General features: G+C 65.3%; 11 protein-coding genes. 1 reads left to right on the forward strand and 10 read right to left on the reverse strand.

The features are described from left to right. Window positions 1-69: 69 nt before the first annotated feature. From EJ074_RS04580 to EJ074_RS04620, 9 genes are all read right to left on the reverse strand, one after another. Complete coding sequence (locus tag EJ074_RS04580; protein ID WP_095809130.1) at window positions 70-1,410, reverse strand: HlyD family type I secretion periplasmic adaptor subunit; 1,341 nt, start codon at window positions 1,408-1,410, stop codon at window positions 70-72. Then, the gene (locus EJ074_RS04585) at window positions 1,407-3,146 is read right to left on the reverse strand and encodes a type I secretion system permease/ATPase (protein WP_095809131.1); all 1,740 of its coding nucleotides are present in this window, start codon (window positions 3,144-3,146) and stop codon (window positions 1,407-1,409) included. Before EJ074_RS04585 ends, EJ074_RS04580 begins: the two co-directional genes overlap by 4 nt. 136 nt (window positions 3,147-3,282) lie before the next feature. After that, a complete protein-coding gene (locus EJ074_RS04590) occupies window positions 3,283-6,729 on the reverse strand; it encodes a VCBS domain-containing protein (RefSeq protein ID WP_245454858.1) in 3,447 nt (1,148 codons plus the stop codon). Further along, window positions 6,720-9,227: a VCBS domain-containing protein gene (locus EJ074_RS04595; RefSeq protein ID WP_129553990.1), complete on the reverse strand. Its 2,508-nt coding sequence runs from the start codon at window positions 9,225-9,227 to the stop codon at window positions 6,720-6,722. Before EJ074_RS04595 ends, EJ074_RS04590 begins: the two co-directional genes overlap by 10 nt. Before the next feature lie 589 nt (window positions 9,228-9,816). Then, the gene (locus EJ074_RS04600) at window positions 9,817-10,671 is read right to left on the reverse strand and encodes a patatin-like phospholipase family protein (protein WP_095809514.1); all 855 of its coding nucleotides are present in this window, start codon (window positions 10,669-10,671) and stop codon (window positions 9,817-9,819) included. After that, window positions 10,668-12,047: a pitrilysin family protein gene (locus EJ074_RS04605; RefSeq protein WP_095809513.1), complete on the reverse strand. Its 1,380-nt coding sequence runs from the start codon at window positions 12,045-12,047 to the stop codon at window positions 10,668-10,670. The genes EJ074_RS04600 and EJ074_RS04605 overlap by 4 nt, the downstream gene beginning before the upstream one ends. 167 nt (window positions 12,048-12,214) lie before the next feature. Then, complete coding sequence (locus EJ074_RS04610; RefSeq protein WP_095809512.1) at window positions 12,215-13,576, reverse strand: pitrilysin family protein; 1,362 nt, start codon at window positions 13,574-13,576, stop codon at window positions 12,215-12,217. Window positions 13,577-13,704: 128 nt separating this feature from the next. Then, window positions 13,705-14,259, reverse strand: a complete 555-nt coding sequence (rsmD, locus tag EJ074_RS04615; RefSeq protein WP_129552800.1) for a 16S rRNA (guanine(966)-N(2))-methyltransferase RsmD — start codon at window positions 14,257-14,259, stop codon at window positions 13,705-13,707. Continuing rightward, entirely contained in the window at window positions 14,240-16,201 is a 1,962-nt protein-coding gene (locus EJ074_RS04620; protein WP_095809510.1) for a pseudouridine synthase, read from the reverse strand. The genes rsmD and EJ074_RS04620 overlap by 20 nt, the downstream gene beginning before the upstream one ends. Before the next feature lie 183 nt (window positions 16,202-16,384). Here EJ074_RS04620 and EJ074_RS04625 point away from each other — a divergent pair, with 183 nt between their 5' ends. Continuing rightward, window positions 16,385-16,849 carry a nucleoside deaminase gene (locus tag EJ074_RS04625; protein WP_095809509.1) on the forward strand — a complete coding sequence of 155 codons (465 nt, stop codon included), beginning with the start codon at window positions 16,385-16,387 and terminating at the stop codon, window positions 16,847-16,849. 95 nt (window positions 16,850-16,944) lie between these two features. On the opposite strand, the gene EJ074_RS04630 is transcribed toward EJ074_RS04625, so the two are convergent. Continuing rightward, window positions 16,945-17,622, reverse strand: coding sequence for a hypothetical protein (locus EJ074_RS04630; RefSeq protein ID WP_095809508.1), 678 nt, complete (start codon window positions 17,620-17,622; stop codon window positions 16,945-16,947). Between the last annotated feature and the right edge of the window lie 48 nt (window positions 17,623-17,670).

Genomic DNA, 17,670 nt, shown 5'->3' on the forward strand with positions numbered 1-17,670 from the left:
CTCGGCGCGCATCAGGCCGGCCCCCTGCCCGGGCTTGCGGCGGCGCTTGAGAGGCGATGAGGGCGGCCGCTATTTCTGCCGGAACGCCGTGTGCAGCGACGCCGTCAGCGGACCGAGAATGTAATCCAGTGCGGTGCGCTCCTCGGTGACGATCATCACCGAGGCCGGCATGCCGGGGTAGAGCTGGATCTGCGGCGCGGCGGCGAGTTCGTCGGCGTCCACCGCGACATCGGCCACATAGTAGGGAAAGCCGGTCTTGGCGTCGGTGACGCGGTCGGCCGAGATATGAGTGACCTGGCCGTGAATGACTGGCGTCGTGCGCTGCTTGTAGGAGGTGAAGCGGATCTCGGCGGTCATGTCGGCGCGCAGGCTGGAGATATCCTCCACGCGCACCTGGGCCTGGACGATCAGCGAATTCCTGGTCGGCACGATGTCGAGGATCGTCTGGCCGGGGGCGACGATGGCGCCGGTGGAGAAGACGGTGAGGTCCATCACCTGGCCGTCATAGGGCGCGCGCACCTCGGCGCGGTTCATCATGGCCTGTGCGGCAAACATCTTCGGCACCAGGTCGGCAAGGTTCGCCTGCGTCTCGATCAGCATGGCTGACAGCTTTGCCCGGCGCTCGTTGGTGAGCTGCGCGATCTGGCTCTCGAGCTCGGCCTTGCTCTGGCGGTTGCCCGCGATCTCGCCGAGCGCCTGGTCGATCAGGCCCTGCAGGTCGGAGGCCGACCGGTCGAGCTCCAGGATGCGTGGCTTCGTCGTCAGCCCGGCTTTCAGCAGCTTGTTAAGCCCGGCCTTCTCGTCCACGGTGGATTTCAGCTGCGCGCGGAAGGACTCGACGCGCGCCTGCTTGCCCTCGATCTGCTCCTCGAGCTCGGCGATCCGCTTCTGCAGGATCTGCCTGGCGCCGGCCATCTGCGCCCGCTGGCTCTCGAGGTCGGCGATCTGGCTCGCCATCGCGTCCTGCAGATAGGCCTGATGCTCGGCGGTGATGTCCTTCGGAAAGGCGACCGCCTCGCTGCCGTCGAGCTCGGCCCGGATGCGAGAATCGGTGGCGCGCAGCAGCGCGTATTGCTGCGAATAGAGATTGAACTCCGCGCGGGCGCGGGTGTCGTCGAGCAGGACCAGCACGTCGCCCGACTTGACGACATCGCCGTCCTTGACCCGGATCTGCTTCACCGTGCCGCCATCGAAATGCTGGACGCTCTTGCGGTTGCCCTCGACCTTGACCACCGCGTCGGCCAGCACCGCGCCGTTGAGCGGCGCGACCGCCGCCCAGCCGCCGAACACGCCGAAGAACGCGGCAATGATGAGCACGCCGACCCAGACCGGTCCACGGATCGAATCCGGGTTGGCGCCGGCTTTGTCGCCAACGGAGAGGCTGTGGTAGGTGGCGGCGACGTCGGTCATTGGGTGGCCACCGCCATCGGCGCCGCGCGCTGGTTGAGCAGCGCCACGATCTCGTTCTTCATGCCGAAGGCCTCGACGCCGCCGTCCCTCAAGAGCAGGATCTTGTCGACATTGGCAAGCGTGGAAGGCCGGTGCGAGACGATGATCACCGTGCTGCCGCGACGCTTGAGCTCCAGCGCGCATTCGGCGAGCGCGCGGTCGCCATCGGCGTCGAGATTGGAGCTCGGCTCATCGAGCACGATGAGGTTCGGAGTGCCGAACACCGCGCGGGCAAGCGCGATGCGCTGGCGGTAGCCGCCCGACAGCACCGCCCCGCCCTCGCCGATCTGCGTTTCATAGCCTTGCGGCAGCCGGATGATCATCTCATGCACGCCGGCGAGCCGGGCGGCCTCGATCACGTCGCGATCGACATCGGTCTTGAAGCGGCCGATGTTGGCGGCCACCGTGTCGGAAAACAGCTCGATGTCCTGCGGCAGATAGCCGATATGGTCGCCGAGCGCCTCCCGGCCCCATTGCGTCAGATCGGCGCCGTCCAGCCGCACCGTGCCGCGGCTCGGCTGCATGATGCCGGCGAGATGGCGGGCGAGCGTCGACTTGCCGGCGCCGGACGGCCCGACGATGCCGAGCGCCTCGCCGGCCTCCAGCCGGAACGAGACATCGCGCAGCAGCACCTTCTGCAGGCTGGGGATGGCGAAGCTGAGCTGCTCGACGGCGATCTTGCCGGTGGGCTTCGGCAGGTTGAACGCACGTTCGCCCTGAGCGCTGCCGTCCAGGAGCTTCTCGACCCGGCCGAGCGCGGCACGGGCAAGGATCAGGCTGCGCCAGAGGCCGACGATCTGCTCGATGGGCTGCAGCCCCCTGCCCAGCAACAGGCTCGCCGCGAACATCGAGCCGCCGGTGATCTGCCGCTCGATGACCAGATAGGCGCCGAGGCCGAGGATCAGCGACTGCATGGCGAGGCGCAGAAAGCGGATCATCCCGGACATCAGCGCCGCCCGGTCGCTGGCCTGCCCCTGTCGCCGCAGCGCCTGGCCGCGATCGCGCCCCCAGCGGCGCACCAGCCCGTCGATCATGCCCATGGCGCGGACGACTTCCGCGTTCCTGAGGCTCATTTCGGTGAAATTGTAGCTGGCCGTGGCAAGGTCATTGGCCTGCTTGAGCGGCGCCCGCACCATGTATTCGTTGAGCACCGCCATGGCGATCAACAGCAGCGAGGAGCCGAGCGCGAAGAAGCCGAGCCACGGGTGCAGCAGGAAGATGATGCCGATATAGATCGGCGACCACGGCAGATCGAACAGCGCATGGATGCCGCTGCCGGTGATCACTTGCCGGAACGTATCGAAATCGCGGATCGGCTGGCTTTGCGAGGCCCCTTGCGACGGGGTCTCGACGGAAGCCGCCAGGATCTTGGCCGACAGCAGCCGGTCGAGCCGGGCGCTGGCACGCGTCAGGATCGCGGCGCGCACAAGGTCGAGCCCGGCGAGCGCCAGGAAGGCCGCAAGCAGCACCAGGGTCAGCATCACCAGCGTCGTCTCGCTGCCGCTGGTGACCACCCGGTCATAGATCTGCAGCATGTAGAGCGGCGATGCGAGATAAAGCAGGTTGATCGCCAGGCTGAATACCGCCGCAAAGAGGAAATAGCGGCGGCATGCGAGAAGCGCTTGCCTGACGATCCTGGATTTGTTGTCGAGACCCAAAACACCCAGCGGCAGAACCGCCCCCTGTCCAAACTGCATGCCCAGAACCAATACTACTCCCGATCTTCCACCCGGCCACGCGATCCACTCGTAAACCTGCCGTAAACCTTAATTCGTAACCCTCGCCCGGCGGGAAACGAGGTGAGCCGTGCGTGGCCGCGGCTCACCTTGTTCGTTACAGCACGAAGTCGCTGGCGGTCAGGCCAAGCCCGGTGCCGGTCAGCGTGATCTGGAAATCGGCCGTTGCATTGCCATTGACATCGACACGCACAATCGTGTTGCCGCCGACTTCCGACCAGGTGATGCTGTTGGCGACGGTGGCCGCGTTGAACCCGCCGAACAGGAAAGCCTGGTCTCCGCCGCTCACCGTATTGGCATCGATCGACGAGAGGTCGATCTTGTCGACGCCGTGCACGAAGTCGGTGATGGTGTCGTTTGCGACACTTACCGGTGAGTCTGAGATGGCCGATCCGTAGTAGAAGGTATCGGCTCCCAAACCGCCGGTGAGCGTATCGGCTCCAACACCGCCGACGAGCCTGTCATTGCCATCACCGCCATTCAGCGTGTCGTTGCCATCCTGTCCGAACAGCGTGTCATTGCCGGCCATGCCGAGAATGATGTCGGCCCCGCCGTTGCCATAGAGGACATCGTCGCCCCCGTTGGCTCCGTTGAGGCCATCGCTCGAATTGCCATTGCTTCCGGTGATGACCTGGAACGTCTCGCTGTATTGATACGTTGGCCCCGCGGGGTCGCCGACCTGAGTTGCCTGCACTGTGATTGAGTAAGCTTTGCTGGGTGACAAGCCGGACAGGCTTGAGCTGAGTGTGTTGCCCGAGATTGAGAAAAGCCCAGGGTCCGACTGCGAAGTGATGCTGTAGACGAAGCTGCCGCCCGGATCTGGATCGGTGGCGCTCAGCGTTCCCGTGAACTGGAAGGAACTGAAGCTGACGTCAGCGGTCGTGGTGCTCGGCGTCAATTGGATATCCGTCGGCGCAAAACGCGGCGGGCCGTCATCCGTCCCAAGGATATCGATGGCTATCGAGGTGTGGGTTCCGTCGGCGCTGACCACGTCGAAGTTTTCCGTATAATGCTGGCCGGCGATGAACTCGTCATGCGCCGAGGACGCGGTGTAAGTCCAGGCGCCGGCTGCGTTGATGGCGAAGGTGCCGTAGAGGCCGGCGGTCGCAGCCTGAACGACGAATGTCGCCGAACTGTCCACATCCGAGATGGTGAGCGTGCCCGACGTCGAGATGTCGGCGGCCGCGTTGCCTTCTGTCAGGTTGACCGACGCGGACGATAGCACCGCCGCATCGTTGGCGCCGTTGATGGTGATGTCGATGACCTGTTGCGTGCCGTCGACAGTGGTGACCGTCACCAACTCGTGCAGCGTGGTGTTCGCTCCGGTGCTGTTCAGCGCCTGAACGGTGGCGTTGTTGTCGTCGAGCGTGTAGCTCCAGGTGCCGTTGGCATCGATCGAGAAGGTGCCATAGCTCTTGGCGACGGCGACTTGCGTGTTGAAGGTCGCCGCATTGTCGACATCGCTCGCGTTGAGATCGCCGGAGGCAGTGGCGTCGCCGGGCGTGCCGTTGGCGACGCCGCTCTTTTCGGTGACCGAGGTGTCTTGCACCCCGTTGACGGTGATCACCGCCGCGTCGTTGGCGCCGTTGATGGTGATATCGATGACCTGTTGCGTGCCGTCGACAGTGGTGACCGTCACCAGCTCATACAGCGTGGTGTTCGCTCCGCTGCTGTTCAGCGCCTGAACGGTGGCATTGTTGTCGTCGAGCGTGTAGCTCCAGGTGCCGTTGGCATCGATCGAGAAGGTGCCGTAGCTCTTGGCGACGGCGACCTGTGCGGTGAAGGTCGCCGCATTGTCGACATCGGTCGCATTAAGATCGCCGGAAGCAGTGGCGTCGCCTGGCGTGCCGTTGGCGACGCCGCTCTTTTCCGTAACGGACGTGTCTTGGGCGCCGTTGAGCGTTATCACCGCGGCGTCGTTGGTGCCGAGGATGTTGATCGTCACCGTGGTCGGGGTGCCGTCGGCGCTGACCACATTGAAGGTGTCGGTGTAGGTGGTGCCGGCGACGAACTCGTCATGCGCCGAGGACGCCGTGTAGGTCCAGGCGCCATCGGCATCGATGGCGAAGGTGCCGTAGAGGCCGGCGGTGCCGGCCTGGGCGACGAAGTGCGGATCACTGTCGACGTCCGAGATGGTCAGCGTGCCCGAGGTCGAGATGTCGGCGGCCGCGTTGGTCTCGGTCAGGTTCTTCACGTCGGACGACAGCACCGCGGCGTCGTTGGTGCCGAGGATGTTGATCGTCACCGTGGTCGGGGTGCCGTCGGCGCTGACCACATTGAAGGTGTCGGTGTAGGTGGTGCCGGCGACGAACTCGTCATGCGCCGAGGACGCCGTGTAGGTCCAGGCGCCATCGGCATCGATGGCGAAGGTGCCGTAGAGGCCGGCGGTGCCGGCCTGGGCGACGAAGTGCGGATCACTGTCGACGTCCGAGATGGTCAGCGTGCCCGAGGTCGAGATGTCGGCGGCCGCATTGGTCTCGGTCAGGTTCTTCACGTCGGACGACAGCACCGCGGCATCGTTGGTGCCGAGGATGTTGATCGTCACCGTGGTCGGGGTGCCGTCGGCGCTGACCACATTGAAGGTGTCGGTGTAGGTGGTGCCGGCGACGAACTCGTCATGCGCCGAGGACGCCGTGTAGGTCCAGGCGCCATCGGCATCGATGGCGAAGGTGCCGTAGAGGCCGGCGGTGCCGGCCTGGGCGACGAAGTGCGGATCACTGTCGACGTCCGAGATGGTCAGCGTGCCCGAGGTCGAGATGTCGGCGGCCGCATTGGTCTCGGTCAGGTTCTTCACGTCGGACGACAGCACCGCGGCATCGTTGGTGCCGAGGATGTTGATCGTCACCGTGGTCGGGGTGCCGTCGGCGCTGACCACATTGAAGGTGTCGGTGTAGGTGGTGCCGGCGACGAACTCGTCATGCGCCGAGGACGCCGTGTAGGTCCAGGCGCCATCGGCATCGATGGCGAAGGTGCCGTAGAGGCCGGCGGTGCCGGCCTGGGCGACGAAGTGCGCATCACTGTCGACGTCCGAGATGGTCAGCGTGCCCGAGGTCGAGATGTCGGCGGCCGCATTGGTCTCGGTCAGGTTCTTCACGTCGGACGACAGCACCGCGGCATCGTTGGTGCCGAGGATGTTGATCGTCACCGTGGTCGGGGTGCCGTCGGCGCTGACCACATTGAAGGTGTCGGTGTAGGTGGTGCCGGCGACGAACTCGTCATGCGCCGAGGACGCCGTGTAGGTCCAGGCGCCATCGGCATCGATGGCGAAGGTGCCGTAGAGGCCGGCGGTGCCGGCCTGGGCGACGAAGTGCGGATCACTGTCGACGTCCGAGATGGTCAGCGTGCCCGAGGTCGAGATGTCGGCGGCCGCATTGGTCTCGGTCAGGTTCTTCACGTCGGACGACAGCACCGCGGCGTCGTTGGTGCCGAGGATGTTGATCGTCACCGTGGTCGGGGTGCCGTCGGCGCTGACCACATTGAAGGTGTCGGTGTAGGTGGTGCCGGCGACGAACTCGTCATGCGCCGAGGACGCCGTTAGGTCCAGGCGCCATCGGCATCGATGGCGAAGGTGCCGTAGAGGCCGGCGGTGCCGGCCTGGGCGACGAAGTGCGGATCACTGTCGACGTCCGAGATGGTCAGCGTGCCCGAGGTCGAGATGTCGGCGGCCGCGTTGGTCTCGGTCAGGTTCTTCACGTCGGACGACAGCACCGCGGCATCGTTGGTGCCGAGGATGTTGATCGTCACCGTGGTCGGGGTGCCGTCGGCGCTGACCACATTGAAGGTGTCGGTGTAGGTGGTGCCGGCGACGAACTCGTCATGCGCCGAGGACGCCGTGTAGGTCCAGGCGCCATCGGCATCGATGGCGAAGGTGCCGTAGAGGCCGGCGGTGCCGGCCTGGGCGACGAAGTGCGGATCACTGTCGACGTCCGAGATGGTCAGCGTGCCCGAGGTCGAGATGTCGGCGGCCGCGTTGGTCTCGGTCAGGTTCTTCACGTCGGACGACAGCACCGCGGCGTCGTTGGTGCCGAGGATGTTGATCGTCACCGTGGTCGGAGTGCCGTCGGCGCTGACCACATTGAAGGTGTCGGTGTAGGTGGTGCCGGCGACGAACTCGTCATGCGCCGAGGACGCCGTGTAGGTCCAGGCGCCATCGGCATCGATGGCGAAGGTGCCGTAGAGGCCGGCGGTGCCGGCCTGGGCGACGAAGTGCGGATCACTGTCGACGTCCGAGATGGTCAGCGTGCCCGAGGTCGAGATGTCGGCGGCCGCGTTGGTCTCGGTCAGGTTCTTCACGTCGGACGACAGCACCGCGGCGTCGTTGGTGCCGAGGATGTTGATCGTCACCGTGGTCGGGGTGCCGTCGGCGCTGACCACATTGAAGGTGTCGGTGTAGGTGGTGCCGGCGACGAACTCGTCATGCGCCGAGGACGCCGTGCAGGTCCAGGCGCCATCGGCATCGATGGCGAAGGTGCCGTAGAGGCCGGCGGTGCCGGCCTGGGCGACGAAGTGCGGATCACTGTCGACGTCCGAGATGGTCAGCGTGCCCGAGGTCGAGATGTCGGCGGCCGCGTTGGTCTCGGTCAGGTTCTTCACGTCGGACGACAGCACCGCGGCATCGTTGGTGCCGAGGATGTTGATCGTCACCGTGGTCGGGGTGCCGTCGGCGCTGACCACATTGAAGGTGTCGGTGTAGGTGGTGCCGGCGACGAACTCGTCATGCGCCGAGGACGCCGTATAGGTCCAGGCGCCATCGGCATCGATGGCGAAGGTGCCGTAGAGGCCGGCGGTGCCGGCCTGGGCGACGAAGTGCGCATCACTGTCGACGTCCGAGATGGTCAGCGTGCCCGAGGTCGAGATGTCGGCGGCCGCATTGGTCTCGGTCAGGTTCTTCACGTCGGACGACAGCACCGCGGCGTCGTTGGTGCCGAGGATGTTGATCGTCACCGTGGTCGGGGTGCCGTCGGCGCTGACCACATTGAAGGTGTCGGTGTAGGTGGTGCCGGCGACGAACTCGTCATGCGCCGAGGACGCCGTGTAGGTCCAGGCGCCATCGGCATCGATGGCGAAGGTGCCGTAGAGGCCGGCGGTGCCGGCCTGGGCGACGAAGTGCGGATCACTGTCGACGTCCGAGATGGTCAGCGTGCCCGAGGTCGAGATGTCGGCGGCCGCGTTGCCTTCCGTGAGATTGCGCACGTCGTGTGAAACGACGGCAGCATCGTTCGTCCCAGTAATGTTGACCACGATGTTGTAGGTGGCCGTGCCATCGGCCGACTTCACCTGCAGCATATCGGTTACTTGCTGGCCTTGCGTCAGCGGGTCGGCCAGCGTCTGATTGAGGGCGTATGTCCACGCTCCGGATGTCGCGTCGAAGGTGAAGGTACCGTAGGTGCCTTGAAGACTGGGCGGCGTCTGGAAATGGTTCTCATTGAGATCGACGTCCGAAATAATGAGCTGTCCGTGCGCGCTGGGGTCGCCGGGCGTGCCGTTGGCGACGCCGCCCGCTTCCACTACGGTGTTGTCGACGGCGGCGGCGGCTGTGATCGTCGCGCCATCATTTTTACCCTGGATGTTGACCGAAACGCTTGCCCAGCTCAGCGTTCCATTGCCGAGCTTGATGGCATAGGTGAAGGTCTCGTTGATGTTGTCACCAGCGCCTAGCGCCTGCAGGCTGGTGAAACCATGCGATAGCAGATATTGGCTGAGGTCCATCTCGACCTTGCCATTGTTGATGCGGATAGAAACCCCGCCGCCGATGCTTTCCCAGTTGGAGATGCCGGTTGCCTGGACGTCCTGGGTGGTCAGGTCGATCGGCGCGTATTGCTTGGTGGCCGTTGAGGCGGAAATTCCGTCATCGACCGAAAAGAGGGTCTTCGCATTGCCCCCAAGATCGTTCGCCATCACGTCGAGCAGGATGATGGACTGGGCGGCGTTGACGATGACGACATTGTCTTCAGTGTAATTGAAGACATCACCCTGCGCCTGCGGTGTGTTGGAGAATGACGTCGTGGTGCCGCCCGCGCCGGAAATTGTCGTAGTAGCCATCTCATTCACCCCTTTGGCGGACGCTCAGCGCCGCTCAATGCCGTCGAACCGACGACGCACCACCCCATGCCGAACGATTCGGCGCCCAGTCTCGCGGGGAGAGGAAAATGATCAGAATGCCATGGGACCAAGCGCAACCGAAGTGAATGGCCGGCGAACGGCCACCCCACAATGGCGGTTCACAGACGACGGCGGCTCATGGTCATGGCTGCGACGGCATTGAATGCCGCCCTGCGTTTTCCCTGCCCCTGTAGCGCCGTGACTCGTTGTTGCCGATCGAGAGCTTGTTCACGCTACCCCATATATTAGGATATTATTAACCTACCCTCAGCTGCGTCAACCGCCAATTCGATGAAGAGTTAACGACAAAAGGCGTACTTGCACGCGATTGTGGATAAACTTGATCAGCTGGATGGCTGTGCACGATGAAGATGCTTGCCAATTGGAGGCTGGCGCCAGGCAAAACGAATCGGGCGGAATTGCGCGCCCAAGCGCGTGGCGCTGAAACAGCTTCAGGCGAGGCGCTTTAAATCTTCGTCTCGTCCGTGCCGTTCTTACAAAACCGCTGCGCCGATTTGGGCGCCGTGTATCAGACGACCTTCTTGCCGCGCTTGCCGTCGCGCTCGGCAAGCGCCTTCTCGACGGCGCGTTTCAGTTCATCCTTGATCTCGACGGTGTCGGCCATCAGCGTCTCGATCTTCATGAAATCGAGGACCCTGTATTTCGAGACGGCGGGGCGAATCAGGATGTCGGGCCGGTGCTGTCTCAGCTTGTTGGCGATGATCGACTGCATCATCAGCTGCGTGGCGCCATACATCAGGTCGACGGTGGTCGGGTGCTTGCGCTCGGCATCGCTCGGCGCCCCGACCACGTCGATAGCGATGATGATGTCGGCGTCCTTCTCGACGAGGTCGAAGGGCACGGGGTTGTAGATGCCCCCGTCGATCAGCAGGCGGCCGTCGCGCGTCACCGGGCGGAACACCGCCGGGATGGCGGCGGAAGCCGCCAGCGCCGACTGCAGGTCGCCCTCGGCGAAGACGGCGAGCTTGTGGCCGAAATAGTCGGTCGCCGTCACCTTGAGTGGGATCCTCAGCTCTTCGAAGCTAGCCGGGATGGCTTCGGGCAGGAAGGCCTTCAGGATGCGCTCGACGTTGAACTGGCCGACACGGATGCCGCCCTGCATGGCTTCCGCGATGGTGCCCGGGCGCGAGCGCCACATGCGCGCCGCCACCTCGGCACGGCTGCCGAGGATCGAGCGGGCATGATCGTGGATCTGAGCGCCCGTCATGCCGGCGGCCATGCCGGCGCCCATGATAGCCCCGATCGAGGAGCCGGCGATCGCCACCGGCCTTATGCCGAGCTCGTCCAGCGCCTCGATGGCATGGATATGCGCAAGCCCCCGCGCTCCGCCGCCGCCGAAGGCAACCCCGAAGGTCGGACTCATCCCTTGCCGCCTCCGGCTGTCTTCACCAGCGACGGGCCGATCACCATCACCGCCGGTTCGGCCGAGAGAAGCTTCCTGGCCACCGCCTTGACGTCGGCGAGCGTCACCGCATTGATCAGTGCCGCGCGGCGCTTGATGTAGTCGATGCCGAGATCGTCGAGCTGCAGTTCGACCAGCGTCGCGGCAATGGAGCTGGACGAATCCAGATTGTTGATGGCGTAGGCGCCGATCATGTATTTTTTGGTCGCCGCGAGCTCTTCCTCCGTCGGTCCGTCCTGCGCCATGTCCTTCACCACCTGGCGCACGATCGAAAGCGTCTCGGCGGCGCGATCGGAGCGCGTCGCGGTGGTCACCAGCAGCGCATGGGAATGTTCGTGGTCGACCAGATCGGAGCTGACGCTATAGGCAAGACCGCGCTTCTCGCGCACCTCCTCGAAAAGGCGCGAGGTGAAGGTCGAGCCGCCGAGAATCTCGTTCATCAGCACCGCGGCGTAAAAGTCGGGCGAGCTGCGCTTGACGCCAGGCCAGGCCAGCTGCAGCGAGGTCTGCGGCAGGTCGTAATTCACCTCCAACTGCTGTCCGAGCCTGGGCGTGACGTCGGCCACCGGGGCCAGCGCCTGTGCCTGCGGCAGGTCGCCGAAAACGTCGTCCAGCTTGCCACTCAGCGTCGCGGCGTCGATGTCGCCGACCACCGCCATATGCAGTCCGCCGCGGGCGAAACTCGCCTTGTGGAACGACTTGATATCCGCAGGGGTGATGGTGGCCAGGCTCTTCTTGGTGCCCTCGTCGGGCCGCGCATAAGGATGCTCGCCATAGATGGCGCGCAGCCAGCCCTGCTGCGCAACCGTGTTGGGGTCGCGCTCATTGGCCAGGATGCCGGAGAGGATCTGGCTGCGAATGCGATCGATCGGCGCCTGGTCGAAGCGAGGGCTGTTGACAGCCAGCTTCAGCAGCTCGAACGCCTCGTTCTCCTCCTCCGACAGCATGCGCATCGAGCCATAGGTGCCGTCGCGCGCCGCCGTGAAGCTCATCTCGGCGCCGGCGTCGTCGAGCTTCTGCTGGAAGGCCTCGCTGTCGAGGTCGCCGGCGCCTTCGTCGAACAGGCCGCTCATCAGATTGACCAGCCCTTCCTTGCCGGCGGGATCCTCAGCGGTGCCGCCGTCAAAGACGAAGCGGATGGCAATCAAGGGGATCGAATGATCTTCCACCAGCCAGGCGGTGACGCCCTTCTTCGACTTGACCTCCTGGATGTTCATCTCGGCGTGTGCGCCCAGCGCCGGCAGCAGCAGGAAGAACAGGGCGAAGCAGAGTGTGGCAAAGATGCGCCCGATGGCATCAAAGGAAGACCGACTTCCGACGGTGGCGCTGCCCCTCATCCGCCTACCGGCACCTTCTCCCCGTGAAGGACGGGGAGAAGGGACAAGCTCCGGCGCTGGCGTCCCCCTCTCCCCGTTCTTGCGGGGAGAGGGCAAGGGTGAGGGGCGGCGCCAATCTTCGGGCAATTGTTCCGTTTCGCACATGCGCATCAGGACGGTGCTCATCATCAATTCCCCGCCTGCTGCTGCGGCAAGAGATAACCGGTGGTCGAATGGTCGAGCACCAGATAGCGTGCGGCCGCCGCCTTCACCTGATCGGCCGTCACCTTGCGGATGCGCTCGGGCCACTCCTCGACGTCCTTGACATTGCCGCCGGTGGCGAGCGTCGAGCCATACATGTTGGCCATGTCCTCCTGTTTGTCGCGGGCAAAGATCATCGAGCGGACATAGCGGGTCTTGGCCCGCTCCAGTTCGTCCTCGCTGACGCCGTCCTTGACGATGCGGCCGATCTCCGTATCCACGGCAGCCTCGATATCGCTGAGCCTGGCGTCACCGCGCGGCGCGCCATAGACGGTGAAGTTGGTGGCGTCGAGCATGGTGCCCTGAAAGAAGGCGCCGGCCTCGGCGGCGATGCCCTGCTTGACCACCAATTGCTGGTAGAGGCGGCTGCGGTTGTCGCCGCCCAGGATCTCGGCCAGCAGGTCGAGCGCCTCGGCCTCGCCGGGCTTGGCTGTATGATAGGACGGCACCACCCATTGGGTGGAAAAGCTCGGCACCGAGACGCGCGCATCGGTCAGCGTCACGGTGCGCTTGGTGTTCTGCTCAGGCTCGACCGGGCGGATGCGGGGTCGCAGGTCCGGACCGCGCGCCACCTTGCCATAGGTCCGCTCGGCCATTGCCTTCACCGCGTCCGGATCGACGTCGCCGGCCACCACCAGCACGGCATTGTTCGGCCGGTAGTAGGTGTCGTAAAATGCCTTGCCATCCTCGCGGTTGAGCTGTTCCATCTCATGCATCCAGCCGATCACCGGGATGCGATAGGGTTGGTTCTGCCACAGCGTGGCGTCGACCTCCTCGTCGAGCACCGCCTGCGGATTGCTGTCGATGCGCGAACGGCGCTCCTCCAGGATGACGTCGCGCTCGGTCTTGATGACGTCGTCGGTGAGGATGAGGTTGCGCATGCGGTCGGCCTCGAACCCCATCATCTGCTCGAGCGCCGAAGGCGGCACCGTCTCGTGGAAGGCGGTGTAGTCATAAGAGGTGAAGGCGTTGTTCGAGCCGCCGATCTCGGACACGGCGCGGTCGAACTCGCCAGCGGCGTGATTGCTCGTCGCCTTGAACATCAGATGCTCGAAGAAATGCGCGATACCGGATTTGCCGGGCGGCTCGTCGGCGCTGCCGATCTTGTACCAGACCATATGGGTGACGATCGGGGCGCGGTGGTCAGGAATGACGACCACTTCCATGCCGTTGTCGAGCAGGAAATCCTTGACCGCGGCCTCGTTCCCGGCGGCGATCGCCGGAACTGTCGCGAGCGCCAGAGCGCCGGTGAGAAGGGCCGCGCGCAGCCGTCTGGTGCCTGATTTCATCAAATGCTCCGATTTCGGTGCGCGACGATAGAAAAGGTTGGATGGGAGACAAAGTGAATTGTTCGTCATTTTCGAGGCGCTGGCCTTACCTTCCCCCTCGTGGGGCCCTTGTGGGAGAAGGGGAAGCCTCACCTAACCTCGACAAACCGGATGACCGTGTCGCCATAGCCGCGCTCGTCCACCACGGAAAAGCCTGGCCCCGGCTCGAACGGCGCCGAGGCCGCCTCCTCGATGACGCAGAGCGCGCCGGGAGAAAGCCAGCCTCCGGCCTCGGCCGAGCGCAAGGCGCGCTCGCCAAGCCCCTTGCCATAGGGCGGATCGGCAAACACCAGGCCGAAGGACGAAAGCGTGCCGGCCTCGCCCAGTTGGGTGGCGTCGCGACGGAAGATCTTGGTGCGGCCGGTAAGGCCAAACGCCTCGACATTGTCGCGGATCAGGCCGCGCCCTTCCGCCGATTCCTCGATGAAGACGCAGTAGGAAGCGCCGCGCGACAGCGCCTCGAGCCCGAGCGCGCCGGTGCCGGCGAAGAGATCGAGCACGCGGCCGCCTTGGAGCTTTTCGGCGTAGCGATGCGCCAGCACGTTGAACACCGCCTCGCGCGTGCGGTCGGTGGTTGGGCGAATTGCATTCGAACGGGGCGTCGCCAGCGGACGCCCGCGAAACTCACCGCCGACGATCCGCATTGCCACCCCTCGGACCCTTGGGGCCGCCACGCGGCCGATCCCCGCTGCCTTCGGGACGCTCGCCGCGCGGCTTGCCGAAAGGCTTGCCCTGCGGCTTTCCCCCAGGCTTGAACGAGGCCTTGCGGGCCTTGGCCTCGGCGGCCTTGGCGGCATCTGCCTCCGCCCTGCCCTTGCCGATCGGCCGCGCGCCCGGCGCCATCCAGACATTGGCCTTGCGCTGGCCGGGCGGCTCGATCGGCTGCTGCTCGCGCTCGGATTTCCTGCCGCCGGGCTTGCCGCCGAAGCCGCGCTCGGATTTGCCGAAGCCAGACTGGGGTCCGCGCTCGCCGAATGTCCGTTCGGGCCTGGTCGAGAGCTTGCTCAGCGCCTCGTCACGACTGCCTTCGCGGCGCTTGCGGGCCTTGATCAGGCCGCCTTCGCCGATCGGCCGGCGATCGCCCTCGCGCGCGACTTTCGGCCGCTCGGCCTCTTCGCGGCGCGGCTCGCTGCGCCGCACCGGCTTGTTGGAGAAGGGTGTGGCGATCTCGGCGTCGAAATTGGCGCCGGACTCCTCGATCAGACGCTCGCCGAGCTGGTCGCGCAGCATGCGGCCCTTGATCTCCAGCACATGGCCTTCCGGCAGATCGTTGAGCTGGAACGGGCCGTAGGAGATGCGGATCAGCCGCGTCACCTCCAGGCCCAACGCGCCGAGGATGTTCTTCACCTCGCGGTTCTTGCCCTCGCGCAAGCCGATCGTCAGCCAGGCATTGGTGCCCTGCTCGCGGTCGAGCGAGGCCTCGACCGCGCCGTAGAAGACGCCGTCGACGGCAATGCCGTCGCGCAGGCCCTTGAGCGCGCTTTCCTCGACCTTGCCGTGGACGCGCACGCGATAGCGCCTCAGCCAGCCGGTGGCCGGCAATTCGAGCACCCGCGACAGCCCCCCATCGTTGGTGAGCAGAAGCAACCCTTCCGTGTTGATGTCGAGCCGGCCGATGGTCATCAGCCGCGGCAGATCGGCCGGCAGTACGTCGAACACGGTCTTGCGGCCTTCGGGGTCGCGGTTTGTGGTGACCACGCCAGCCGGCTTGTTAAACAGGAAGAGCCGGGTGCGCTCGATCGGCGGGATCTCGGTGCCGTCGAGATGGATGACATCGTCGGCCATGACGTTGAAGGCCGGCGAGGTCAGCACCTTGCCGTTGACCTTGACGCGGCCTGCGGCGATCAACTCCTCGGCGTCGCGGCGCGAGGCAATGCCGGCACGTGCCAGCCGCTTGGCGATGCGTTCGCCGGCCTCCGGCGCCGCCCCGGAGGGACGCGGGCGCGGCTTGAAGCCGCCTTCCGATTTTCGGTCGGCGCCGTCACGCGACCGACGATCGCTGAAGTCGCGCTTCGGACGGTCAACGAAGTCTCGCTTCGGACGGTCGAAGCGTCGCTCGCCGCGCTCGCCTTCGGCGGCCATCGGCCGATCGCCGCGCGGTGTGTAGGGTTTGCGCGGCCCCTCGCGCTTCTCGAAGGGCTTGCCCTCAGGGCGCGGCCCTTTGCGGAACGGCTTTTCGCCATGTTCGCCGCTCTCACCGATCTCGCGCGGCTTATAGCTGTGCTTAAAATCGCGTCGCTCGCCCCCGGCAGCCGCCGGCCTGTCGCCGCGCGACCCAAAAGACATGCGCGGCCCCTTGCGCTCCTCGAACGGCCTGCCTTCGGGCCCCTTGCGGAACGCCTTGTCGCCGCGCTGCGCACCCTCACTCATCTCGCGCGGTTTGTAGCTGCGCTTGAAATCGCGCGCCGGACGCTCGCCCTCCGCTGCCATCGGCCGGTCGCGCTTGGCGAACGGCTTCTTGGCGCCGAAAGACGGCTTGCCGCTCTTGCCGCTCTTGCCTACGGCGCCGTCGCGGCCGCGCGGGCCCGCCGGTTTCGATCCGCCCTTCCGCGGGCCGCGCGAAGATTTCTTGTCGTCGTCGTCCATTTCTCTTGGCTCTTCGTAAGCTGCTGCAGCGCCATGCGCCCTCCCGGACGCTCAACGCTGGCAGTGTCGTCTTGATTTTCGCGCGTCGATCAGCGCGGTAAAAACCGATTCCGGTTTTCAGGGTCACGCGGTAGATAACAGGATCACCGTCGGGTGGCGAGGAGTAATCGGAATGGAAACTGCGTGAAGCGGCCGGATTTCATGGCTTTGGCGCTCGAGGAGGCCGAGGCGGCGGCCAGCCGCGGCGAAGTGCCGGTCGGCGCGGTGATCGCCAGCGGCAACATCGTGGTGGCAAAAGCCGGCAACCGCACGCGCGAGCTTGCCGACCCGACCGCACATGCCGAGATGCTGGCGATCCGCGAAGCCTGCCGGAAACTCGCCAGCGAGCGGCTCACCGGCCACGACCTTTATGTGACGCTGGAGCCCTGCGCGATGTGCGCCGGGGCCATCTCGTTCGCAAGGCTGCGGCGGCTCTATTTCGGTGCCGGCGACGTCAAAGGCGGCGCTGTGATCAACGGCGTGCGCTTCTTCGCCTCACCCACCTGCCATCACACCCCCGATATCTATTCGGGCTTGAGCGAAAGCGAAGCCGCCCTCATCCTGAGGGAGTTCTTTCATGAGAGACGGAATGGCGGGGAAGGTGAATGATGAATGGTGAATGGTGAATAATTGAAGCAAACAGTGAGTAGATGAAAACCAGCTTGTGAGTAGTGGATATCTATTCACTATTCACTATTCACTATTCACAGGCCGAGCCAGTCGAACCAGCCGCCGCCCTTCTTGCCCTGCGCCTCGGCCTTGAGGCGGCGCTCCTTCTTGTACTCGTCCTCGCCGAGCTCGTTCTGCGGCGCGGTGTCGGCGGCCTGGCGATAGGCGAGAGGCGGCTCGCTCAGATACTTGCGCTGGGTGGGGCTGCCCTGCTTGCCCTCGGCAAGGCGACGCTGGATCTCGGCGGCGCGGGACTTGCTGGAATCTTCCGGCGACCAGCGCGGCGGGTGGCTGGAAGCCGAATCGGCCATCGCCTTCTTCACCGCTGCCGGATCGGTCTGCACGTCTTCGACCGCCTCGGGCTGGTAATTCGGATCGTTCTGATGGGCGGTGGCGTCGGCGCGGATGCGGGCGCGGCGCTGCTCGGGCGATTCCGGCCAATCGGCGCTCGCCGTCTGGATGCTTTCCTGCGGCGGCGGCAGGGTTTCCTTCTGGCCCGGCGCGGGCTTCACCAGATCGGGGCGCGGTTTGTAGTCGATCGGATCGCGATGTTTCGGCGTGATCGCAATGGCGCCAGAAACGTCGTCGGCGAGCTGTTCGGCGGCGGTCTTATCCGTTCCGTAGGTCGGAGAGCCGACACAGCCGGACAGAGCGATGGCCGACACCACGAGCGGCGCCAGCAGCGCGGCGCGCGCAAAAGTCTTTTCGGTCATGCCATAAAGTCCCACTCTAGCTGCCTCTGATCGCTACCGGCCATCGGC

Origin of the sequence: Mesorhizobium sp. M3A.F.Ca.ET.080.04.2.1 (assembly GCF_003952525.1) — a bacterium.
Taxonomy (GTDB): Bacteria; Pseudomonadota; Alphaproteobacteria; order Rhizobiales; family Rhizobiaceae; genus Mesorhizobium.